At 65.3% G+C, this 21,402-nt stretch carries 21 protein-coding genes; 11 read left to right on the top strand and 10 right to left on the bottom strand.

Annotated features, from left to right (window positions below; genetic code table 11):
- The first annotated feature begins 38 nt into the window (after positions 1-38).
- Entirely contained in the window at positions 39-1,637 is a 1,599-nt protein-coding gene (locus tag DAD99_RS19445; protein WP_193342849.1) for an ABC-F family ATP-binding cassette domain-containing protein, read from the top strand.
- 104 nt (positions 1,638-1,741) lie between these two features.
- Here DAD99_RS19445 and DAD99_RS19440 read toward each other — a convergent pair whose 3' ends face one another.
- The 3 genes from DAD99_RS19440 to DAD99_RS19430 are packed head-to-tail and all read right to left on the bottom strand — an operon-like array spanning position 1,742 to position 3,342.
- A complete protein-coding gene (locus DAD99_RS19440) occupies positions 1,742-2,635 on the bottom strand; it encodes an SURF1 family protein (protein WP_193342848.1) in 894 nt (297 codons plus the stop codon).
- A complete protein-coding gene (locus tag DAD99_RS19435; RefSeq protein ID WP_193342847.1) occupies positions 2,636-2,911 on the bottom strand; it encodes a hypothetical protein in 276 nt (91 codons plus the stop codon).
- Positions 2,908-3,342 carry a DUF3099 domain-containing protein gene (locus DAD99_RS19430; RefSeq protein ID WP_185260518.1) on the bottom strand — a complete coding sequence of 145 codons (435 nt, stop codon included), beginning with the start codon at positions 3,340-3,342 and terminating at the stop codon, positions 2,908-2,910. The genes DAD99_RS19435 and DAD99_RS19430 overlap by 4 nt, the downstream gene beginning before the upstream one ends.
- 143 nt (positions 3,343-3,485) lie before the next feature.
- On the opposite strand from DAD99_RS19430, the gene fabG reads away from it, so the two are divergent.
- On the top strand, positions 3,486-4,211 hold the full coding sequence (gene fabG, locus DAD99_RS19425; protein WP_193342846.1) for a 3-oxoacyl-ACP reductase FabG: 726 nt from the start codon (positions 3,486-3,488) through the stop codon (positions 4,209-4,211).
- Positions 4,212-4,325: 114 nt separating this feature from the next.
- Positions 4,326-5,078 carry an SDR family oxidoreductase gene (locus DAD99_RS19420; RefSeq protein ID WP_193342845.1) on the top strand — a complete coding sequence of 251 codons (753 nt, stop codon included), beginning with the start codon at positions 4,326-4,328 and terminating at the stop codon, positions 5,076-5,078.
- Between the two features lie 113 nt (positions 5,079-5,191).
- Here the strand turns inward: DAD99_RS19420 and DAD99_RS19415 are convergent, their stop codons facing one another.
- On the bottom strand, positions 5,192-5,359 hold the full coding sequence (locus tag DAD99_RS19415; RefSeq protein WP_193342844.1) for a hypothetical protein: 168 nt from the start codon (positions 5,357-5,359) through the stop codon (positions 5,192-5,194).
- Positions 5,360-5,409: 50 nt separating this feature from the next.
- On the bottom strand, positions 5,410-6,303 hold the full coding sequence (gene serB, locus DAD99_RS19410; protein ID WP_193342843.1) for a phosphoserine phosphatase SerB: 894 nt from the start codon (positions 6,301-6,303) through the stop codon (positions 5,410-5,412).
- 169 nt (positions 6,304-6,472) lie between these two features.
- Between serB and DAD99_RS19405 the strand changes: the two genes are divergently transcribed.
- The 5 genes from DAD99_RS19405 to DAD99_RS19385 all read left to right on the top strand — a co-directional run bounded on the left by DAD99_RS19405 (position 6,473) and on the right by DAD99_RS19385 (position 10,479).
- Positions 6,473-7,258, top strand: a complete 786-nt coding sequence (locus DAD99_RS19405; protein ID WP_193342842.1) for an ABC transporter ATP-binding protein — start codon at positions 6,473-6,475, stop codon at positions 7,256-7,258.
- A gap of 18 nt (positions 7,259-7,276) precedes the next feature.
- A complete protein-coding gene (locus DAD99_RS19400; RefSeq protein ID WP_193342841.1) occupies positions 7,277-8,062 on the top strand; it encodes a sulfite exporter TauE/SafE family protein in 786 nt (261 codons plus the stop codon).
- Between the two features lie 7 nt (positions 8,063-8,069).
- Positions 8,070-8,894: an RNA methyltransferase gene (locus DAD99_RS19395; protein WP_193342840.1), complete on the top strand. Its 825-nt coding sequence runs from the start codon at positions 8,070-8,072 to the stop codon at positions 8,892-8,894.
- Between the two features lie 122 nt (positions 8,895-9,016).
- A complete protein-coding gene (locus tag DAD99_RS19390) occupies positions 9,017-9,274 on the top strand; it encodes a type B 50S ribosomal protein L31 (RefSeq protein ID WP_111909496.1) in 258 nt (85 codons plus the stop codon).
- 104 nt (positions 9,275-9,378) lie between these two features.
- Positions 9,379-10,479, top strand: coding sequence for a biotin/lipoate A/B protein ligase family protein (locus DAD99_RS19385; protein ID WP_375372277.1), 1,101 nt, complete (start codon positions 9,379-9,381; stop codon positions 10,477-10,479).
- A gap of 17 nt (positions 10,480-10,496) precedes the next feature.
- On the opposite strand, the gene pepN is transcribed toward DAD99_RS19385, so the two are convergent.
- Together pepN and DAD99_RS19375 are read right to left on the bottom strand one after the other, a co-directional pair.
- Positions 10,497-13,118: an aminopeptidase N gene (pepN, locus tag DAD99_RS19380; RefSeq protein ID WP_193342838.1), complete on the bottom strand. Its 2,622-nt coding sequence runs from the start codon at positions 13,116-13,118 to the stop codon at positions 10,497-10,499.
- Between the two features lie 53 nt (positions 13,119-13,171).
- Complete coding sequence (locus tag DAD99_RS19375) at positions 13,172-14,161, bottom strand: YeiH family protein (protein ID WP_193342866.1); 990 nt, start codon at positions 14,159-14,161, stop codon at positions 13,172-13,174.
- Positions 14,162-14,366: 205 nt separating this feature from the next.
- Here DAD99_RS19375 and DAD99_RS19370 point away from each other — a divergent pair, with 205 nt between their 5' ends.
- From DAD99_RS19370 to DAD99_RS19360, 3 genes are all read left to right on the top strand, one after another.
- Positions 14,367-15,923: a circularly permuted type 2 ATP-grasp protein gene (locus DAD99_RS19370; protein WP_193342837.1), complete on the top strand. Its 1,557-nt coding sequence runs from the start codon at positions 14,367-14,369 to the stop codon at positions 15,921-15,923.
- 75 nt (positions 15,924-15,998) lie between these two features.
- A complete protein-coding gene (locus DAD99_RS19365) occupies positions 15,999-16,925 on the top strand; it encodes an alpha-E domain-containing protein (protein WP_056339904.1) in 927 nt (308 codons plus the stop codon).
- Complete coding sequence (locus DAD99_RS19360; protein ID WP_193342836.1) at positions 16,922-17,773, top strand: transglutaminase family protein; 852 nt, start codon at positions 16,922-16,924, stop codon at positions 17,771-17,773. The genes DAD99_RS19365 and DAD99_RS19360 overlap by 4 nt, the downstream gene beginning before the upstream one ends.
- 40 nt (positions 17,774-17,813) lie before the next feature.
- Here the strand turns inward: DAD99_RS19360 and DAD99_RS19355 are convergent, their stop codons facing one another.
- The 3 genes from DAD99_RS19355 to glgC all read right to left on the bottom strand — a co-directional run bounded on the left by DAD99_RS19355 (position 17,814) and on the right by glgC (position 21,314).
- Positions 17,814-18,326, bottom strand: coding sequence for a pyridoxamine 5'-phosphate oxidase family protein (locus DAD99_RS19355; protein ID WP_193342835.1), 513 nt, complete (start codon positions 18,324-18,326; stop codon positions 17,814-17,816).
- 44 nt (positions 18,327-18,370) lie between these two features.
- Positions 18,371-19,822, bottom strand: a complete 1,452-nt coding sequence (locus DAD99_RS19350; protein ID WP_193342834.1) for an SDR family NAD(P)-dependent oxidoreductase — start codon at positions 19,820-19,822, stop codon at positions 18,371-18,373.
- An 82-nt stretch (positions 19,823-19,904) separates the two neighbouring features.
- The gene (glgC, locus tag DAD99_RS19345; protein WP_193342833.1) at positions 19,905-21,314 is read right to left on the bottom strand and encodes a glucose-1-phosphate adenylyltransferase; all 1,410 of its coding nucleotides are present in this window, start codon (positions 21,312-21,314) and stop codon (positions 19,905-19,907) included.
- Positions 21,315-21,402 lie beyond the last annotated feature (88 nt).

Genomic DNA, 21,402 nt, shown 5'->3' with positions numbered 1-21,402 from the left:
GCTGCGGCGTTTCCCTGTTGTGAAAGGCCTTACCTGCTGTGATTACTGTCCAGGATCTTGAACTGCGCGCCGGCGCCCGGCTCCTCATGGACCAGGTGAGCTTCCGCATCGACAAGGGCGACAAGATCGGCCTTGTAGGCCGCAACGGCGCAGGCAAGACTACCCTGACCCGGGTACTCGCGGGCGAAGGCCAGCCCGCCGGCGGCAAGGTTACCCGCAGCGGCGAGATCGGCTACCTGCCGCAGGATCCCCGCACTCCGGACATGGAACAGCTGGCCCGTGACCGCATCCTCTCCGCCCGAGGTCTGGACATAGCCGTCAACAAGCTCAAGCAGACGCATGAGGACATGGCCAGCGAGGACACCGAGGTCCAGCGCAAGGCGATGAACCGCTATGACCGGCTGGAATCCGAGTTCCTGGCCGCCGGCGGCTACGCGGCCGAGGCCGAGGCCGCCGCGATCTGCTCCAACCTGGCCCTCCCGGACCGGCTGCTGAACCAGCCGCTCAAGACCCTGTCCGGCGGCCAGCGCCGTCGTGTGGAACTCGCCCGGATCCTGTATTCGGACGCCGAAACGATGCTCCTCGATGAGCCCACCAACCACCTCGACGCTGACTCCATCACCTGGCTGCGCGAGTTTCTGAAGAACCACCAGGGCGGCCTGATCGTGATCAGCCACGATACCGAACTGCTCGAAGCCACCGTCAACAAAGTGTTCCTGTTGGATCCCAACCGTGCCAAGGTCGACTTCTACAATATGAACTGGAAGCGCTACCTGCTCCAGCGCGAAACGGATGAGCGCGCCCGCAAGCGTGAGCGCGCCAACGCGGAGAAGAAAGCCCAGGTCCTCATCGACCAGGCCAACAAAATGCGCGCCAAGGCCACCAAGGCCGTTGCAGCGCAGAACATGGCCAAGCGTGCCGAACGTCTGCTGGGCGGCCTCGAAGCCGTCCGCGCGACCGACCGCGTGGCAGCCCTGCGCTTCCCGGATCCGTCGCCCTGCGGCAAGACTCCGCTGACAGCGGACGGACTCAGCAAGTCCTACGGTTCGCTGGAGATCTTCACCGACGTGGACCTGGCCATCGACCGCGGTTCCAAGGTGGTCATCCTGGGCCTCAACGGAGCCGGCAAGACCACCCTCCTGCGGATGCTCGCCGGCGTCGACAAGCCGGACACCGGCGAGGTCGTGGCGGGCCACGGCCTGAAGGTGGGCTACTACGCCCAGGAGCATGAGACGCTCGACGTGGACCGCACCGTCCTGCAGAACATGCGCTCGTCCGCACCGGACATGAACGACGCGGAAGTCCGCAACATCCTGGGCTCGTTCCTTTTCTCCGGAGACGACGTCGATAAGCCCGCCGGTGTGCTCTCCGGCGGCGAGAAGACCCGGCTGGCCCTGGCCACCATCGTGGCCTCAAGCGCGAACGTGCTTCTCCTTGACGAGCCCACCAACAACCTCGACCCGGCCAGCCGCGCCGAAATCCTCGGGGCACTGAGCAACTACACCGGCGCCGTCGTCCTCGTGAGCCACGATGAGGGTGCCGTCGAAGCACTGAACCCCGAGCGCGTCGTACTGCTGCCTGACGGTATCGAGGACCACTGGAACGAAGACTACCTGGACCTGATTACGCTCGCTTAGTCTTCTCGGCGTCGCGAAGCGAACGCAACTGACGAAAGCGAACGCAACCACAGGGCACTTTTCACATTCGCCACCAGAGCGGCAACCTCCACACCATGCATGCGTCAGTAGCCCTGCGCGTCCAGCAGGGCGTCTTCCTCTTCTTCGGCGGTCGCCTTCTTGCGTTTGCGGGCAACAGGCGGACGACGGCGGGCTGCCGCAGCGGCGGAATGCACGGGGCTGCCGGAATCCCGCGACCTGTCTTCACCCTCAAGCTCATCCTCGGCGTCGATCGCAGCATTCCTGGCCTGCTGCCGTGCGGCGTACCCGAAGCCCACGAACATCAGTACGCCAAACGCAAACCACTGCAGGGAATAGGACAGGTGCGTGCCTTCTTTGGTGGCCGGCTTCGGGAACGGGACGGGCGTGTCAGCGGGGGCGGGAGATTCAGACGCGAGCTGTCCGTAGGCGCCAGTCAGGACCGGGTATCCCAGTTGGTCCGCATAGGTGGGGAGATCGATGGAAGCTAGCTGGCCCTCGGGGGCACCACGGTCCAGTTGGGGCTCCCCGTGCTTGAGGCGGACGACAGCGGTCACTGGGCCGGCGGGAGGCGCCGGAATGGAATCGGGACTGCCCGGGTTCCTGTTGCCGATGGGCAGCCAGCCGCGGTCAATCACCACAGTTTCGCCGGTCTCGAGCTTGAAGGGGACAACCACCTCATACCCGGGCTGCCCGTTCAGCGGACGGTTGCGGACAATGCGCTGACCGTCGGGAGCGTAGGTGCCTTGGAGTTCCACCTGGGTCCATTCCTTCGAGGGGTCCAGTGCGGCGAACTCGTCCCGTGCTGCGTCGAAGGAGATGGGTGTGGCGGAATAGTTGGTGACAACGCGGTCGATCTCTGCGAGGGTCTCTGCGCGGCGGTCCATCTGCCAGCGGCCAAGGAAGACGCAGGCAGCCGCGAAGATGGCGGCCAGCAGGAGGTATCCCAGCCACTTGCTGGAGAAGAGGAAGCGGTACATTCAGCCGTCCTGCCCTACCGGCGCCCGGCCGGCGTCATGCCCCGAATCCAGGACCAGGGTTTCCTTCCACAGGCCGCGGGTCTGGAGGTAGTCTTCGAGCCAGTCACGGTGGTCGTTGCAGGCAAGCCAGGTTTTGCGGCGTTCCGGCGTATGGATCTTGGGGTTGTTCCAGAGCAGTTGCCAGGACGCTTCCGTACGGCACGCCTTGCGGGAGCACATGGCAGCCATGGCCGGCGGGGGACCAGCAGTCCCTGCAGCCAGGTCAAAAATGTTCATGAGGCGCGCCGTTCCTGTCCTTGCGTGGGTTCGTCGTCGTCATCAATGAGTTCGCCCTGGATGACCGCGGACGTGGTGCCGTCCTGTTCCGGCGGCCCGGCTTGGCTTTCCAGCTCGGCCAGCGGGGCCGAGTCGAGCAGTGAGTCGCTGTGGATCTCCGCCTGGTCGCTGCCGTTCGCGATCACCACCGCAATCCACGGGAGGAAGACGGCGCCAGCGACCATAACGAGCTTGAACCAGCCGTCCACCACAAAAATGAGGATGAGGCAGACCATGCGGATTCCCATGGCCAGCGCGTACTTGATCATGCGCCGGCGCATGTCCTCCGAGTGGGCGTCCGCCGCATCCGTAATGCTGTGGACCCCGGAGTCCCCGGAGAACCTTTCGGGGTCTCCGGGCACGGACTGTCCAGCATGGTTTTCAAGGGTCACGGCTGATTGATCACGCTCCAAAGGCTTCCCTCAATTCTCTCACCATCGGCAGTGGCGCCCAAACGCGGGCTAAGATCGGAGGCAGCAAAATCACACCCCGTCCTACCCGCGGCTGCACATGCCGCAGAATCCCGGAGCGTTTAATGTCTGAAGCAGCTACAGCGGCCCGCAGTGTCCTGATCACCGGTGGAAACCGCGGCATCGGCCTGGCCATCGCGCAGGCTTTTGTAGCCAATGGCGACAAGGTGGCCGTGACTTACCGGAGCCCCTCGGAGCTGCCGGCCGGCATTCTGGGCGTCAAGGCCGATGTGACCGACGAGGCCTCCGTCGATGCGGCCTTCGCCGAGGTGGAAGCTGCCCACGGTCCCGTTGAGGTCTTGGTGGCAAACGCGGGAATCACCAAGGACACGCTCCTGATGCGGATGAGCGAAGACGACTTCACATCGGTGATCGACACCAACCTCACCGGAGCTTTCCGGGTCATCAAGCGCGCTTCGAAGGGCATGATTCGGATGCGCAAGGGCCGCGTGGTCCTCATTTCCTCGGTCTCGGGCCTCTACGGCGCGCCGGGCCAGATCAACTACTCCGCTTCCAAAGCCGGCTTGGTGGGCATCGCCCGCTCCCTGACGCGTGAGCTGGGCTCACGCGGGATCACAGCAAATGTGGTGGCCCCCGGATTCATCAACACGGATATGACGGCGGAACTGCCCGAGGCCACCCAGAAAAACTACCTTTCCGGCATACCTGCCGGCCGCTTTGCCGAGGCTTCGGAGGTGGCCAACGTGGTCCGCTGGATCTCCAGCGACGAGGCCGCCTACATTTCCGGTGCCGTCATCCCCGTGGACGGCGGACTCGGCATGGGCCACTGAAACGAGGGTGAACCGCCTTCTTTGTCGGGGTCACACAAGTGATTGTGGACTGGGCGCTGGCATGATTGACACCAGACCTCAACGGATTTAGACGTTTCGAACAAAGGAGCCCATATGGGACTGCTGGACAACAAAACCGCCATCGTGACCGGATCCTCACGGGGAATCGGCGCCGAAGTGGCCAAGAACCTCGCTGCCGAGGGCGCCGCCGTCGTCGTTAACTACCGCCAGAAGGCGCCGCGCGCCAACAAGGTGGTCGCAGGAATCGAAGCTGCCGGCGGCCGCGCCACCGCCGTGGGTGCGGACCTCACCACCCAGGAAGGCGTGCAAGCCCTGGCCAGTGCGGCCATGGAGAACTTCGGTTCGCTGGACGTTCTGGTGCTCAACGCGTCCGGCGGCATGGAGTCCGGCATGGCAGATGACTATGCCCTTAAGCTCAACCGCGATGCGCAGGTCAACATGCTCAACGCCGCCGTGCCCCTGATGAAGGAAGGCTCCCGTGTGGTCTTCGTGACCAGCCACCAGGCCCACTTCATCAACTCCGTGCCCACCATGCCCGAATACGAGCCTGTGGCCCGCAGCAAGCGTGCCGGCGAGGACGCCCTGCGTGAGCTCCTCCCGAACCTCGCTGAGAAGGGCATCTCGCTGGTGGTTGTGTCCGGCGACATGATCGAAGGCACCGTCACGGCCACGCTGCTGGACCGCTCAAACCCGGGCGCCATCGAAGCCCGCCGCGCCGAGGCCGGAAAGCTCTACTCCGTGGAGGAGTTCGCTGAAGTTGTGGCCGGCATGGCTACGGCCGACGTCGAATCCGGCCACACGGAGTACGCTGGCGGCTCCGACTACTTCGGCAAGGGCGTCGACTAGCGCTTCCGGGCATCCCGTAAAGGCCGTGTTTCCATCCGGCAAAATCCATCACCGCGGCGAGCCCCGGGCAGTACTCCTGCCCGGGGCTTCTTACATGGCTCAGCAACGAGAGGTTACGGGCCGTAGCTATCCGGCAGGTATTCCCTGACGGTGATCACTTCGAGGCAAGCGTCGACCCCAACATCAGGGTTCGCCAGTGGGGCAAGCTCCTGCCCCGCGGCTTCGAGGACGCCGTCGCCTGGCTTGCCTCCACGGCGCCCGGTGAGCGGCCGCAGTGGCACGTGACGTTTGCGGTCGCTGACCGGGACCGGACGGCCAAGGTTGCGGCGCTTCAGACCCCGGCGATGTGGCGCACCGCGTCGAGATACGGCATGTTGATCGCAGAATCCGCGACGGCCCGGACCGCAGGTTTTGCGTTAAACGCCACACCGATTCCGGCGGCCCCGAGCATATCCAGGTCGTTGGCGCCGTCGCCCACGGCAATGGTGTGTTCCATCGCGATACCTTCGGCGGCCGCCCACTCGCGCAGGTACTTTTCCTTCGCCGCGCGGTCGATGACGGCACCAATTACTTTGCCGGTCAGGGCGCCGTCCACAATTTCAAGCTCGTTAGCCAGCCAGTAGTCCAGGCCCAGATCCTCCGCGATGGGACGCAGGATCTGGTTGAACCCGCCGGACACCACGGCCACCACATGGCCCGCAGCTTTGAATGCCGCAACCAGCTCAGCAGCACCGTCGCTCAGCTTCACTTCCGCCCGGACAGAATCGACGACGGCGGCTGGCAGTCCTGCGAGCACGGCCACCCGTGCGTGGAGGCTCTGCGCAAAGTCCAGTTCACCGCGCATAGCGGCTTCGGTGACTGCCGCCACTTCCTCCCGCTTGCCCGCATAGGCCGCCAGGAGCTCAATGACTTCCTGCTGGATCAGCGTCGAATCAACGTCCATGATCAGCAGCTTCCGCGGAGCCGCACGCAAACCTGCGGGAACGATGGCGGTGTCCAGGCCAGCCTGCGCCGCCTCGGCCACCGCCCTGCGGAGTGCGGAAATACCGGCGTCCGTGCCGTCGGCGACAGTGAGCTCGGCAGTGTGGACCTCAAACCGGTTGTCGCCGCCCCTTGATTGGGATCGGACCGTGGCGCCACTGCCCGTCAGGGCGTCGTGCACGGTCTCGAGCCCGGAGGCGGTCAGTTTTGGGCCATAGCTGACCGCAGTCACGTTCGACGTCATGGCTGCAATCTTAGTCAGCGGGGAAGAGCCACCCGAATTGATTGCGCCAGGTTGATGGCGAACCCCCACGGGCGGGCCGGCCAGCGGGCGGGGCCGGCGACTGTGGCCCGTATCGCTGTCCAAGTATCAGTTATCAGTCCGCCCCTTTTTTGTCCTAGTGTCTACTCCTATGAGTGATGTTCTTGAATTGGCCGCCGTCAGCGTTGTCCGTGGGGCTAAAACGCTCCTGAACAAGGTGGACTGGCAGGTCAAAGAGGGCGAACGCTGGGTCATCCTGGGACCCAACGGTGCAGGCAAGACCACTCTCCTGCAGATTGCTGCAGCCCGTCTTCACCCCACGAGCGGCATGGCCGGCATCCTGGAGGAAATCCTCGGCTCCGTGGACGTGTTTGAACTCCGTCCCCGCATCGGCCTGTCCTCCGCCGCCCTGGCCAACCAGATTCCCGGGCACGAAACTGTCCTCAACGTTGTTGTCACCGCAGCGTACGGCGTCACGGGCCGCTGGCGTGAGGGCTATGAAAAGGCTGACGAACGCCGCGCCTTCAGGCTGCTGAATGACTGGGGCATGGGGCCGTTCCTGAACCGGGCGTTCGCCTCCCTGTCCGAGGGTGAGCGCAAGCGGGTACAGATTGCCCGTGCCCTCATGACTGATCCGGAACTCCTCCTGCTCGACGAACCCGCCGCCGGCCTGGACCTGGGTGGGCGCGAGGACCTGGTGCACCGCCTCAGCGAACTGGCCGGTGATGAGTCCGCTCCGGCCATTGTGTTGGTCACCCACCACCTCGAAGAAGTGCCGCCGGGCTTCACCCATGCCATGTTGCTCCGAGACTCCAACGTGGTGGCATCCGGACCCCTCGAGAGTGTGCTGACGGCGGAGCACCTCAGCAAGACCTTCGGCGTGGAACTCGACGTCACCGTCAACGCTGGCCGCTACACCGCCACCGCCCGCCGCTAGGCCGCGGCGCCGCCGACCGTGGATCTTCTCAGCAGCAGCTTTGTGTTTTTTGCCGGCCTGTGGGCCGGCACCATCAACGCCGTTGTAGGCTCCGGCACCCTGGTGACGTTCCCGGTCCTGATCGCCCTCGGGGTCACTCCCGTGGTGGCTTCCATGAGCAACGCGATGGGCCTTGTGGCCGGCGCCGCAGCGGGTGCGTGGGGGTACCGCCGCGAGCTCAAGGGCCGCGGCCTGCAGTTGTTGAAGCTCCTGCCGGCGTCGCTGCTGGGCGGTATCTCCGGGGCCTGGTTGCTGTTGCACCTGCCGGAGATGGTCTTCCACTACGTGGCCCCGGTTCTCCTGGTGCTTGCCCTGCTGATGGTGGTGTTCCAGCCGCGGCTGCAGGCCTGGGTCCGCAATCGCGAGGAAAACCCCGAGCACGCCATCAAGGACAAAGGGCACGGCATTCTCCTGATTGTCCTGGTGTACCTGGCCGGCGTCTATGGGGGATACTTCGTGGCCGCCCAGGGCATCCTCCTGGTGGGCGTCCTGGGCGTATTCCTCACCGGCACTATCCAGAACGCCAACGCCATGAAGAACATTCTGGTCCTCGGCGTCAACCTTGTGGCCGCCGTGTCGTACCTGCTCTTCGCCTTTGACCGGATCAACTGGCTGGTGGTGCTCCTGATCGCCGTGAGCTCCACAATCGGCGGCCTTCTGGGCTCCAAAGTTGGGCGGCGGCTGTCCCCGGCTCTGCTGCGGACCGTCATCTTTGCGCTCGGCCTGATGGCGCTGGGCTTTATGATCGCCAACCTGCTGAAATAATCAGCCGGTGACAATCCACTATCTTGAATCCGCCGGGGACCCCCGCGTCTCCGACTACACGCAGCTGACGGACGTGAACTTGCGGAAGCTCCGCGAACCGGCTGAAGGAATGTACATCGCCGAATCCTCGCGGGTCCTCCGCCGGGCGTTGGCGGCCGGCCACCGGCCAAGGTCGTTCTTCCTGGCGGAGAAATGGCTGGCTGACCTGCAGGATGTACTGACTGCCTACCCGGACGTTCCCGCCTTCATTGGCAGCGCCGCCCTGCTCGAAGAGATCACCGGATTCCACCTGCACCGCGGCGCCATGGCGGCCATGCAGCGGCCGGAGCCGGTGCCCCTCCACGAGCTGCTGGCTGGCGCGCACCGGGTCGCGGTCCTGGAGGACATAGTGGACCACACCAACGTGGGCGCCATCTTCCGGTCGGCCGCGGCACTGGACATCGACGCGGTCCTGATTTCACCGCGCTGCGGCGATCCGCTCTATCGCCGCAGTGTCCGGGTCAGCATGGGAACGGTTTTCCAGGTGCCCTGGGCGCGGCTTGAGTCCTGGCCGGGGGGCCTGTCGCTGCTCAAGGAAGCCGGCTTCACGGTGGCCGCGCTTGAACTCACCGAGGACGCCGTGGATGTGGACGGGCTCGCCGCGCGCAATCCGGACCGGCTGGCTCTGGTGCTCGGCACCGAAGGTGCCGGCATGAGCGCGGGGACGCTTGCTGCCGCCGACCTCGCCGTGAAGATCCCCATGCGCGCAGGAGTGGACTCCCTCAACGTGGCGGCGGCCTCCGCCGTGGCGTTCTGGGAACTCCGGCCCCGCGGTTCGCAGGGTTCGCGTTGATCAGCTATTATTAACAGCTGGCTGTCCTGCGCTTTCTGCCTTGCGGCAGTGAAGCAGACACCAGCCATCCCATTCATACCTGGCAGCTGGCAAAATCCAGTTGTGCGAACAAAGGCCCCATTATGAAGTCTGATATCCACCCGAAGTACGAAGCTGTTGTTTTCAACGACCTGGCTTCCGGCGTCAGTTTCCTGACCAAGTCCACCGTGTCTTCCAAGAAGACCATCGAGTGGGAAGACGGAAACACCTACCCGGTTATCGACGTCGAAATCTCCTCCGAGTCCCACCCGTTCTACACGGGCAAGCAGCGCATCATGGACTCTGCAGGCCGCGTCGAGCGCTTCAACGCTCGCTTCAAGGGCTTCGGCGGCGCGAAGTAGTTCACTTCACCCCCAAGGTTCTTTGGAAAGCCCGCACCGGCAACGGTGCGGGCTTTTTGCGTCCTGGGCTTTGCCGTTTCGGGGAGCCCTGATCGTGGGGCAGGATGGATGGCATGATTGCCCCGCCATTTGCCGCTGAAGACCACCCCCGCAGCCACCATGGCGAGTACAAAGTCCCCGGCGGAAAACTTGTGGTGGTGGACTTCGACGTTGTGGACGGTCTCCTCGCCGACGTCTCCCTCAGCGGCGACTTTTTCCTTGAACCCGATGAGGCGCTGCCCGCCATCAACCGGGCGCTGACAGGACTTCCGGAAAGTACGACGGCGGCGGAGCTGGCCGCGGCCGTCACCGCTTCGCTGCCTCCCGGCGCCGTCCTGTTCGGCTTTTCGGCCGACGCCGTGGCCGTCACGGTCCGCCGCGCCCTGTCGAAGGCAACAGCCTGGACAGACCACCACTGGAACATCATCGCCCCCACAGTACTGCCGACGCATATCAACGTCGCCCTGGATGAGGTGCTGACCGAAGAGGTGGGCGCCGGCCGTCGCAACCCCACCCTGCGGTTCTGGGACTGGGAGGAGCCATCCGTGGTGATCGGCAGTTTCCAGTCGTTTCGGAACGAGCTGGATCCGGACGGTGTAGCCCGGCACGGCATCAGTGTGGTCCGCCGGATCAGCGGCGGCGGAGCCATGTTCATGGAGGCCGGAAACTGCATCACCTACTCCCTGTACCTGCCGCAGACGCTGGTAGACGGGATCAGCTTCGCGGACTCCTACGCGTTTCTGGACGCCTGGGTGATGGCCGCCCTCGAAAAAATCGGGGTGACGGCCTTTTACGTGCCCCTGAACGATATCGCCACGGACCAGGGCAAGATCGGCGGTGCTGCCCAGAAGCGCCTCGCCAACGGGGGGATGCTGCACCACGTCACGATGAGCTACGACATCGACGCCGACAAGATGGTCGAGGTGCTGCGCATCGGCAAGGAGAAGCTCTCGGACAAGGGCACGCGCAGCGCCAAGAAACGGGTTGATCCGCTGCGCCGGCAGACCGGACTGGCCCGTACGGAGATCATCGCCGCCATGATGGAAGTGTTCAGCGAACGGTATGCTGCCACCCTGTCGGAACTCACTGCCGCCGAACTCAGTGCCGCCCGGGACCGGGTGGCCACCAAGTTCGGCGCCGAGGATTGGCTGCACCGGGTCCCGTAAGCCGGTGCCGGAGTGGCCTACTGCAGCTGTGCGGTGAGCCCCCGGAGCAGGTGGCTCCGCTGCTCCACAATGATCCGGCGCAGCGCCCGGGGCGCGTCAGTGTTGGCCCTCAGCCAGGCATCCGTGCGGACCACCACGGGGTGGTCCACTGGCAGCGTCCCCGCCGGCAGGTTCTGCGCCAGGGGGTACAGCCCCCGGACGATCCGGCTGGCGATTTCGATGCTCCGCTGGTCCCAGACGACGCGGAGGCACTCAAAGTAGGGCTCCACATAAGGGTCCAGCAGGGCAGCGGGAGCGGTCGCAAAGCCGGCGATGGTGGCGCTGAGGAGCTGGTTCGACAGCTCCGCCCTGTCCACCGCGTCCCGCCAGGCGGCAGCCTTTACGCCAGGCTCGGGCCGGGCGGCCATCGCCGTGGCATGGCCCGCCCGGCCCGAGGCAGTGGTGTCCCGTTTGAGTTCGGCGTCCAGCTCGTCGGGGGCGGCCTGCCCGTTGGCCGCCAGGGCATGCCAGAGGCTCCAGCGCAGCTCGGCGTCGACGGCCAGGCCGTCCACCACCACCGAGCCGTCCAGCAGGCCCCTGAGCCGGGGGAGGAGGGCAGCGTCGTGACGGCTGACGGCGGCCAGCGTCCGCGCCCAGGCCAGCTGGTGGTCTGAACCCGGCGCTGCCTTACCCAGCTGGGCGTCGGCCGCCGCCAGGAAGGAGCCACGCACCGCGTCGCGTTGGGCCACGGGGGTGTAGCGTTCGACGGCGGTGGAGGCGTTCTCAAGGGTGTTCAGCAGCACGCCGACTCCCGTTTCGGCCGGTCCGAACGACGTCACGGCCTCCACATAGCGCGAGGCGGGGCTTTCCCCGTCGCGGGCGGAGTTCCACAACGCGGTCCAGCAGAGGGCGCGGGCCATGGGGTCGGTAATCCGGTCCAGCGACGCCAGGACTGTCGCCTCGGACACCGGGTCCAGCCGTACTTTGGCGTAGGTGAGGTCATCATCGTTGACGAGCAGGAGGGCGGGCCGCGGTTGCCCGGCCAGTTCCGGGATCTCCGTCCGTGCTCCGGCAACGTCGGTTTCGACGCTCCCGGTGCGGACCAGGCCGCCGTCGGCGTCGAAGTTGTACGAGCCCACACGCAGCCGGTGCGGCCGCAGTTCCTCCCGTCCGGTAACGGTGTCCACCGTATCCTGGACGATCGTCACGGCGCCCAGGACGCCGTCGTGCGTTTTCGTCTCCAGCGACAGCGTGGAGATGCCGGAGGTCTGCAGCCAGGCGGCAGCCCAGCCGGCAAGGTCCCGGCCGGATGCTGCGCTGAGGGCCTTCAGCAGGTCCGCCAGGGTGGTGTTCCCGTAGGCGTGGTCGCGGAAGTACTGCCGTGAGCCGGCGATGAACGCGTCAAACCCCACGTACGCCACCAACTGCTTGAGCACGGACGCGCCCTTGGCGTAGGTGATGCCGTCGAAGTTCTGCTTCGCGGCCTCAAGGTCGGGGATGTCGGCCACGATCGGGTGTGTGGTGGGCAGCTGGTCCTGGACATAGGCCCAGGCCTTGCGTTTGTTGGCGAAGTTCACCCATGCGGTGTCCCAGACGGTGGCACGGTCCACGCCGAGGGTGCCCATGTAGTCCGCGAAGGACTCTTTCAGCCACAGGTCGTCCCACCACTGCATCGTGACGAGGTCCCCGAACCACATGTGCGCCATCTCGTGCATCAGCGTGTTCGCACGGGCCTGGTACTGAGCGTCGGTGGCGCGGGACGTGAACACATAGCTTTCGGTGAAGGTGACCAAGCCCGGGTTTTCCATCGCGCCCAGGTTGTATTCCGGGACAAAGGCCTGATCGTATTTCCCCCAGGGGTATGGGTAGTCGAACAGCCGGTTGAAGAAGTCCAGCCCGCTTTTGGTCAGGCGGAAGAGCTCCGCGGCATCGAAGGATTCCGCCATCGAAGCCCGGCAGTACAGCGCCAGGGGCACCGCCAGCAGCGTGCCGTCGTCGAGTGTGGCGCTCCAGTGGTCCCGGGCCTTGAAGTAGGGCCCGGCGAGGATTGTGGTGATGTAGGTGGACATGGGGCGGGTGGTGGCGAAGTCCCAGCAGCTGGTGTCCGGATCGCTCGTCAGCTGCGTGCGGGCCGCTTCCACACCGTTTGAGGCCACCTCCCAGCCGGACGGTGCCATGACGTGGAACGTGTACTCGGCCTTGAGGTCGGGCTGTTCAAAGTTGGCGAACACGCGCCGTGCGTCGGCGGGTTCGTATTGCGTGTAGAGGTAGCACCGGCCGTCGGCGGGATCCACAAAGCGGTGCATGCCCTCGCCGGACCGGCTGTACAGGGCGGTGCCGGTGACGGTGACCTGGTTCTCCGCCTGCAGGTTGTCCAGGCGGATCCGGGAACCATCCACAACGTCGGCCACCGGGAGTCCTTTGCCGTTGAGGAACACGCTGTGGACCTCGTCGGCGATGAAATCCAGAAATGTAGACCCCGACGCCGCCTGCCCCTGGCCCGGCACGGCTGCGGAGAAGTTGATAATGCTGCGGCTGGTGTAACCCGCCACCTCCGGGTCCGCTGCCTGCCGCACATCCAGGGAGACGTCGTAACTGTGGGTGCTGATCAGGGCTGACCGTTGAGCGGCTTCATTGCGCTGCAGATTCTCATGTGACACTCAGCCATCTAATCACGGGATCCGGGGCCGCGGCTCACCATCCGGCCGCCGGCCTAGGCGGTCATCAGCAGGGCCGCAGCCAGGCCCAGCAGCGCGATCAGCAGCCATGCCGCCAGCGCCGCGAGCAGTGCCCTCGCTCCGGTGTGCAGCAGTGTGCGGACCCGCACGGCGGAGCCAAGCCCGAACAGCGCCGCCCCCAGGAGAATGTCCTGCAGCCCGGCACCGGCGTCGAGCCAGCCGTCGGAGAGCCAGCCCGTGGACCGGAGCGCCACCATGGCCACGAAACCCACCACGAACAGGGGCACCAGCGGCGGCAGCGCGTGTTGGCCCGATGTGCTCCTGCGGTGGTGCAGGCCCGCCACGGCAACCACCGGTGCCAGCAGCAGCACGCGGGTGAGCTTAACGACGACGGCGATGCCCAGTGCCGCGGTGCCGGCAGTCTGCGCCGTGGCCACCACCTGGCCGACGTCGTGCACCGACGCACCCGTCCAGGCACCGAAAGCCAGGGGGCTCAAGTGCAGGGGATGCATCAGCAGCGGCAGGATGCCGATCGCCAAGGTGCCGCACAAGGTCACCAACGCCACCGGCAGAACGGTATCCGCATGCCGGATCCGGCGCACAGCCGCCATGGCTCCGATGGCCGACGCCCCGCAGATCGAAAAGCCGGTGGCCACCAGCAGCGCGGTCTCACGCGGAAGCCGGAACAGCCGCACCAGCAGGTACGTGCCGCCGAAGCTCAGAAGCACCACGCCAGTGATGAGGACCATGGCCAGCCAGCCCAGGCCCAGGATGTCCATGATGCTCACTTTGAGGCCCAGCAGCACTATGCCTCCGCGCATCAGGTGCTTGCCCGCAAAGTCGAGGCCCGGCCTTGCCCGGCCTGCGATCCACACTGCCGTGCCGGGCAGGTTGGCGGCGAGCAGGCCCAACGCAACCGCGATGGTCATGGCCGGCAGTGCCGGCACCATGGCATGTACGGCGAAGGCAACGGCAAGGGCGGGGGTGGCTGTCAGGAGGCCGGGCAGGAGCCTGCCGGAACGCATCGCCACACCACGGAGGCGTGCCCGCAGGGGGCCTCGGCGGCCGCTGTTCCCGCCGGCTCCGGAGCTCCCGGGATTACTTGTCTCTGGCACTCACTAACCTTGCCGGATAGAACACGGATTCAACGAACCGCCGTTGCCTGGCGGCAACACGCCACAATGGATGGCGGTAATGAATTCGAAACAAAAAGATGGTTGGCTAAAGGACATGTCAGACCTATTCCAGGATTACTCCGAGGCCGCCGGGCGCACGGCCGCCTACGACGAGATGTTCACTCCCGGCCAGGAAGCACGTGAGTCGTACGGCCAGGTGGCCGATGCCCTTAGCAAGCTCTCCCTGGCCGACGTCAGCGCCCGGGCGGACTCCATGGCACGGACCTTCCTGGATCGCGGCGTGACCTTCGACTTCGCGGGGGAGGAGCGGCCGTTTCCGCTCGACATCGTCCCCCGCGTTATCCCCGCTGATGAATGGACCGTGCTCGAAAAGGGCGTCGCACAGCGCGTCCGGGCACTGGAAGCCTTCCTCAACGATGTCTACGACAAAATGAATGTGGTAGCAGACGGCGTCATCCCGCGCCAGCTCGTCACCACCAGCGCCCACTTCCACCGCCAGGTGCATGGGTTCGAGCCGGCAGGCGGAGTCCGCGTCCACATCTCCGGCATCGATGTGGTCCGCGACGCAGCTGGCACCTTCCGCGTCCTGGAAGACAATGTGCGGGTGCCTTCCGGCGTCAGCTACGTCCTGGAAAACCGGCGGGCCATGGCCAAGGGCCTGCCCGAAGCATTCGGCCAGCAGCTCATCCGGCCCGTTGAAGAGTACCCCCGCCGGCTGCTGTCCGCCCTGCGCAAAACAGCGCCCGCCGGTGTCGACGATCCCACGGTAGTGGTGCTGACCCCCGGCGTCTTTAACAGCGCCTACTTTGAGCACACCCTGCTGGCCGGCCTGATGGGCGTGGAGCTCGTGGAAGGACGCGACCTCATCTGCCGCGGCAACCGCGTCTACATGCGCACCACGGCCGGTGAGCAGCGCGTGGACGTGATCTACAAACGCATCGACGACGAGTTCCTGGACCCCCTGCAGTTCCGCTCGGATTCCATGCTCGGCTGCCCGGGACTGGTCAACGCCGCCAGGGCCGGCGGCGTGACCATCGCCAACGCCGTGGGCAACGGCGTGGCCGACGACAAACTTGTCTACAGCTACGTTCCGGACCTCATCCGCTACTACCTCAGCGAGGAACCCGTCATCGCGAACGTGGACACATTCCGGCTGGAGGATAAGGAAGCCCGGGAATATGTCCTGGATAACCTGGCGGAGCTCGTGGTGAAGCCCGTGGACGGCTCCGGCGGCAAAGGCCTGGTCATCGGGCCGGACGCCTCCAACGACGAACTCGAGGCGCTGCGCAAACGGGTCATCGCTGACCCGCGGGGCTGGATCGCGCAGCCGGTCCTGCAGCTGTCCACAGTACCCACCCTCGGCGGGGACAAATTCGGTCCGCGGCACGTGGACCTGCGCCCCTTTGCCGTCAACGACGGCGACGATGTCTGGGTGCTTCCCGGCGGACTCACCAGGGTGGCGCTCAAGGAAGGCTCCCTCATAGTGAACTCCAGCCAGGGCGGCGGCTCCAAGGACACCTGGGTGCTGGCAAACTCCCCGCAGGTGCCGGTGGAAACTCTTCCGCGGCCCACCATTTCCATCCGCGAACGGGTATCCGTCTGGCCAGTGGAGAGCAACTGGCGCGACCGGCAGTCGGAGCAGCAGCAGTGACCCGGGCCATCGAACCGGCACAATTGTTCCCGGGGTCATCCCCACAGATTTCGGACGCGCAGGAGGTCACCGCGAATGCTTAGCCGTATTGCTGAGTCCCTATTTTGGATCGGACGCTATGTGGAGCGGGCCGACGGCACCGCCCGCATCCTGGACGTGCACCTGGAGCGCCTGAACCACCTCCCCATGGACGAACGCCGCAGGGTGGCCCAGGAACTGCTCGCAGTGATGGGTGCCCGGCCGCAGAGCGAAGACTTCGGCCTGCCGGAACTCCTCCATGCCCTGGCGTACGACAAAACCAGCGCAACCTCCATCGCCGGGTCGCTGGGAGCCGCGCGCGAGAATGCCCGCCGTGCCCGCGAGACCGTGTCCTCGGGCCTGTGGGAAAGCCTCAACACCACCTACTACGGGCTGAGCCAGCACCGTAAGGACGTCGTGGGGACGTACCGCTTCTGCAACTGGACGCTGGAACGGACGGCCATGGTCAGCGGCCTGGCCGACACCACAGTGAGCCATGACGAAAGCTGGCTGTTCCTGGTACTGGGCCGGTCCCTGGAGCGCGCGGACATGACGGCGCGGATGCTTTCCACCCGGGATGTCCTTTCTGCGGGTATGTCCTGGGTCAACATGCTGCGGTGCGCGGGGGCCTATGAGTCGTTCCTGCGGACGCGCCGGGCCGCATTCGGGGACCAGCATGCAGCCGAGTTCCTCCTCCTTGACCGGCTGTTCCCGCGGTCCATCGTCTACGCCCTGCGCGATGCTGATGAGTGCCTCGCCAAGCTTGACCCGTCGGCGCAGCGCGTGGGCTTCATCAACGATGCCCGCCGGATCGTGGGCCAGGCCCGTACGTTCCTCGAGTTCCACCGGACGGACGATCTGATGTCCGAACTGCCCGAGCACATGGAACGCGTGCAGAAGGCCGTCTCGCAGGCCTCGGACGCCATTTCCCGTAAATACTTCAATCAGGCAGACGAACTCGCCTGGGTGGGAGAAGTTTCATGACCCGGCTGAGCATCATCCACACCACGGCCTACAAGTACAACAAGCGCGTCACGCTCTCCTACAACGAAGCCCGCATGACCCCGCTGACCGACCCCCAGCAGGTGGTCCTTGAATCCGTGCTCAAGGTTTCGCCGACGCAGGCGGCCGTGGGCAACTACCGGGACTACTGGGGCACGCGGGTCACCGCCTTCGACATGCAGATGCCGCACGACCACCTGGAGGTCGTTTCCAACATCACTGTCGAAGTGCACCGGGCGGAAAAGATCCCGGCCGACGCTGACATCGCCGGCTGGGACATCCTGGCATCGAAGGAATCGCTGAATACGTTCAGTGACTGGCTGCCGCAGTCCCAGCTGAGCGGTCCCGGTGACGAGGTACTGGGCATCATTCCAGGTGTCGTGGAGGATAAGAACCCGCACGAGGCAGCCATGGCCATCTTCGAATGGATGCGCGGCGAGATGACATACATGTCCGGTTCCACTGCGGTCACCACCAATGCCGAGGAGGCCTGGGGACAGCGGCAGGGCGTCTGCCAGGACCTCGCGCACCTCGCCATCGGCGCGCTGCGCAGCTGCGGCATTCCCGCCCGGTACGTCTCCGGTTACCTGCACCCGAGGTCGACGGCGGCCATCGGCGAGACTGTCGCAGGCCAGTCACATGCGTGGCTTGAGTTCTGGGACGGCGACTGGCGCAGCTGGGATCCCACGAACCACAAGCCGGCAGGCGACTACCACGTCACTGTTGCCAGGGGACGTGACTACCGGGACGTACCGCCGCTGAAAGGCATCCTGTCCGGCGGTGGAGGCTCGGCGCTCAGTGTGAGCGTGGAAATCACCCGCCTGGCTTAGGCGGGAGACTTCACCTCGGCGTGGCCAGGTTTGCCCTGCGTTACTCGGGAGCTGCCTTGGCTGCTCCGCTGAGCTGGGTCCACCACGTCATGGGCGCGGCGACCTTGAACCGGCGCCCGGACACAGTGCCCGGGCTGACCCGGACAAACGTGTCCTTCTTCCCGGCCTGCCATGGGAAAAGATACAGGGCGGCGGAGTCCAGGATGCCCTCGGTTCCTGTAATGGCCTTAGCCGGTCCCTTCACCACCACGCTCCAGGCCAGGCCGCTATCGGCATCCACGCCGTCGGCCTCCAACGCCACAGCGGCACCTCCCGAGGCGGCGGCCAGCTTGGTTCCTGCGCCGGTGCGGAAGACCAACGTTCCGCCATCCACCGTGTAGTTGATGGGGAAAATATCAGGCTGGCCGTCCACCAGGACGGCCAGCCTGCCTACGGAGACCGTCCGCAACAGGGCCCAGCATTCGTGGTGCTCCAGGTTCTGGACCTGGGATGTTGACTCACTGGAGTTGGACTCGCTGGACGTTGGCCCGTTGGACGTTGCTTTGCTGTTCATGCCGCCGAGCCTACGCCCAACACCACGGCCATGACAGTGGCCCGCTACCAGGGGCTGGGCTTGTAGTCCTTGAGGAAGACCCCGTACTGGTCCTCGCCGTTTTCGCCCATCACGATCGGATCGTAGACGCGGGCTGCGCCGTCCACCAGGTCCAGGGGCGCGTGGAAGCCCTCCTCCATGAGCCGGACCTTGGTGAAGTGCGGGCGTTCATCGGTGATCCAGCCGGTGTCCACAGCCGTCATCAGGATCCCGTCCGCGTCCAGCATTTCCTGGGCGCTGGTCCGGGTCATCATGTTCAGGGCCGCTTTGGCCATGTTGGTGTGCGGATGCCCGGGGCCCTTGTAGGCCCGCGAGAACTGGCCTTCCATGGCGGAAACGTTGACGATGTACTTCCGGTGTGCGGTGGAGCGTTTCATGGCATCCCGGAGCCTGCTGACAAGCAGGAACGGGGCCGTGACGTTGCAGAGCTGCACTTCCAGCATTTCCAGCGGGTCAACCTCGTCCACCACCTGGGTCCAGCTGTTAATGCCGGCAAGGTCCGGGACGAGCCCGCCGGCGTCGATCGCTGTACCGGCGGCGATCCGCTCCAGCGAGGCCGAGCCGGTGGAGAGCGCCAATGACGTGATCGCGTCACCGGCGAGCACCGGGTGATCGGTGACACTGCTCGCGAGGGCGAGTGGATGTTTGTCGTGGGCGTGGCCGAACGTCACCAGTTCCGGTCCGCCGTTAGCCGGCTCCAATGCTGCGGGCAGCGGTTCGTCCTCGGCGTCAACCAGGGGCTTATAGGCGTTGCCGGACCGGCGCACGGTCTGGGCGGCGTTGTTGATGATGATGTCCAGGGGGCCCGCGGCGTTGAGCGAATCCGTCAGGGCCATCACCTGTGACGGGTCGCGCAGGTCGATGCCCACAATCCGGAGCCTGTGCAGCCAGTCGCCGCTGTCTTCCATGGCCGCGAAGCGGCGCGCCGCGTCTTTGGGGAACCGGGTGGTGATGGTGGTGTGGGCGCCGTCCCGGAGCAGGCGCAAGGCGATGTACATGCCGATTTTGGCGCGCCCTCCGGTGAGCAGCGCACGCCGGCCTGTCAGATCCGTGCGGGCATCCCGTTTGCTGTGGCTGAAGGCGGCGCATTCCGGGCAGAGCTGATGGTAAAAAGCGTCCACCTGCGTGTAGTGCCTCTTACAGATATAGCAGGGGCGGGAACGGATCAGGTGCCCGGCCACCTTGCCTGTCGCCGACGTCTCCAGCTTGTTGCCGCGGGTCTCGTCGTCGATCCTGTCCGGTGCTGCCGTAGCGGTCTGTGCAATGACGGCCCGGTCGGCTTCAGAGATCAGATCCCGCTTGGTCACGCGGCGGTGACGCTTCACGGCTTTGAACATCTTCCCGGTGGCGCGGCGCACCGTGACATAGTCAGGGTGTTCCTCGTCGTAAACGTGGATGGTGTTCAAAACCTTGAGGCAGGCCTGGATTTCTTCAGGCGTCAGATCTGGGGAGCTCATTGTACCGATTTTACAGCCTCATGAAGATCCGGCCCGACCGGATCCAGCGACAAGCGGTCCTGCCGGGCCTGCCCGTTGCGTCCTACGCGCGGTGGGCGCCCGGGGCGGTCTGCAATGCCGTCTCCGCATGAATGGCCGCAACCTGTTCCACTGATTCGCGGATCTCGGGATAGTTGGCCGTGGCCGCCTGGATGGCATTAGGAACCAGGTGGAGGTTCCGGGCGGCGAGCGCCCGTTCCGCGTCGCCAGGCTCAGGCACCTGCTGTCCCTTGGCGAGTACGGTGATACCGGTCTCGGTCACCTTGAAACCGCGGGCGCGGTCCAGTTCCGGATCCAGGCCGATCGCAGCGCCGGCCGGTACCTTCACGTTTTTGTCAAGGATGGCCCGGTTGACCACGGCACCTTCGCCGATGTTCACCTTGTCCATCAGGACCGAGTCGATGACTCTGCTGCCGTTACCCACAAAGACGTCATTGGAGAGGACGGACCCCTCCACCACGCCGCCGGAGATGACCACGCCACTGGAGACGATGGAGTCCAGGGCGGTGCCCACGGTGTCGTTCACTCCGCGGACAAACTTGGCGGGCGGGGAGATGCTTTGCCGAGTGTAGATGGGCCATTCAGAGTTGTAGAGGTTGAATACAGGCAACGGGGAGATGAGATCCATGTGCGCGTCGTAGAACGAATCGATAGTGCCCACGTCACGCCAGTACGTCCGGTCGCGTTCAGTGGAACCGGGGATGTCGTTGAGGGTGAAGTCGTAAACTCCAGCCTCACCCTGGCTGACGAAGTAGGGGATGATGTCCCCGCCCATGTCGTGCTTGGTATCCAGCCGTTCGGCGTCGACGTGGAGGGCATCCACCAAAGCGTCGGCGTCAAAAACGTAGTTGCCCATGGAAGCCAGGAACTGGGTGGGATCGGCGGCCAGCCCGGGAGTTGTGGCGGGTTTCTCCACAAATGCGGCGATCTTTTGCTGGTCCTCCTGGTCCACCTCAATCACGCCGAACTGGTTCGCCATGTGCAACGGTTGGCGCACGGCGGCCACAGTGGCCTTGGCCCCGCTGAGCACATGCTGTTCCACCATCTGGGCAAAGTCCATGCGGTAGACGTGGTCGGCGCCAACCACGACGACGATGTCGGGGTTGGCGTCATGGATCAGGTTCAGGGACTGGTAGATGGCGTTGGCGCTGCCCAGGAACCAGCTCTTGCCGACCCGCTGCTGCGCCGGCACGGACGCGACGTAGTTGCCCAACTGCGTCGACATCCGCCAGGTCTCGGAAATGTGGCGGTCAAGGCTGTGGGACTTGTACTGGGTCAGCACCACAATCTGCAAGTAGCGTGAATTCACCAGGTTGGACAGCGCAAAGTCAATCAGCCGGTAACTGCCGGCAAAAGGCACGGCAGGTTTGGCCCGGTCCGCCGTCAGTGGCATCAGCCGGTTTCCCTCGCCGCCTGCGAGGACAATGGCCAGGACTCTTTTGTTCAACGGCATGGTGGTCGCTCCTGTACGCCTTCGTAACTCCCCAAACAGTCCGGCGTGCCCGGACTCCTTCACACTAGAACAGATAGTGCGGAAGGAC

This window comes from Pseudarthrobacter sp. AB1 (assembly GCF_014926485.1).
In the GTDB taxonomy this organism is placed as follows: domain Bacteria; phylum Actinomycetota; class Actinomycetes; order Actinomycetales; family Micrococcaceae; genus Arthrobacter.
This window is presented reverse-complemented; position numbering and strand designations above follow the sequence as displayed.

Excerpts from the sequence above, each read along its gene's own strand:
- DAD99_RS19350 (WP_193342834.1), bottom strand. The coding sequence starts at position 19,822 with ATGAGCTCCCCAGATCTGACGCCTGAAGAAATCCAGGCCTGCCTCAAG.
- DAD99_RS19420 (WP_193342845.1), top strand. The coding sequence starts at position 4,326 with ATGGGACTGCTGGACAACAAAACCGCCATCGTGACCGGATCCTCACGG.
- DAD99_RS19360 (WP_193342836.1), top strand. The coding sequence starts at position 16,922 with ATGACCCGGCTGAGCATCATCCACACCACGGCCTACAAGTACAACAAG.
- glgC (WP_193342833.1), bottom strand. The coding sequence starts at position 21,314 with ATGCCGTTGAACAAAAGAGTCCTGGCCATTGTCCTCGCAGGCGGCGAG.
- DAD99_RS19405 (WP_193342842.1), top strand. The coding sequence starts at position 6,473 with ATGAGTGATGTTCTTGAATTGGCCGCCGTCAGCGTTGTCCGTGGGGCT.
- DAD99_RS19365 (WP_056339904.1), top strand. The coding sequence starts at position 15,999 with ATGCTTAGCCGTATTGCTGAGTCCCTATTTTGGATCGGACGCTATGTG.
- DAD99_RS19390 (WP_111909496.1), top strand. The coding sequence starts at position 9,017 with ATGAAGTCTGATATCCACCCGAAGTACGAAGCTGTTGTTTTCAACGAC.
- DAD99_RS19355 (WP_193342835.1), bottom strand. The coding sequence starts at position 18,326 with ATGAACAGCAAAGCAACGTCCAACGGGCCAACGTCCAGCGAGTCCAAC.
- fabG (WP_193342846.1), top strand. The coding sequence starts at position 3,486 with ATGTCTGAAGCAGCTACAGCGGCCCGCAGTGTCCTGATCACCGGTGGA.
- DAD99_RS19435 (WP_193342847.1), bottom strand. The coding sequence starts at position 2,911 with ATGAACATTTTTGACCTGGCTGCAGGGACTGCTGGTCCCCCGCCGGCC.
- DAD99_RS19370 (WP_193342837.1), top strand. The coding sequence starts at position 14,367 with ATGTCAGACCTATTCCAGGATTACTCCGAGGCCGCCGGGCGCACGGCC.
- DAD99_RS19385 (WP_375372277.1), top strand. The coding sequence starts at position 9,379 with ATGGATGGCATGATTGCCCCGCCATTTGCCGCTGAAGACCACCCCCGC.
- DAD99_RS19440 (WP_193342848.1), bottom strand. The coding sequence starts at position 2,635 with ATGTACCGCTTCCTCTTCTCCAGCAAGTGGCTGGGATACCTCCTGCTG.
- serB (WP_193342843.1), bottom strand. The coding sequence starts at position 6,303 with ATGACGTCGAACGTGACTGCGGTCAGCTATGGCCCAAAACTGACCGCC.
- DAD99_RS19375 (WP_193342866.1), bottom strand. The coding sequence starts at position 14,161 with ATGCGTTCCGGCAGGCTCCTGCCCGGCCTCCTGACAGCCACCCCCGCC.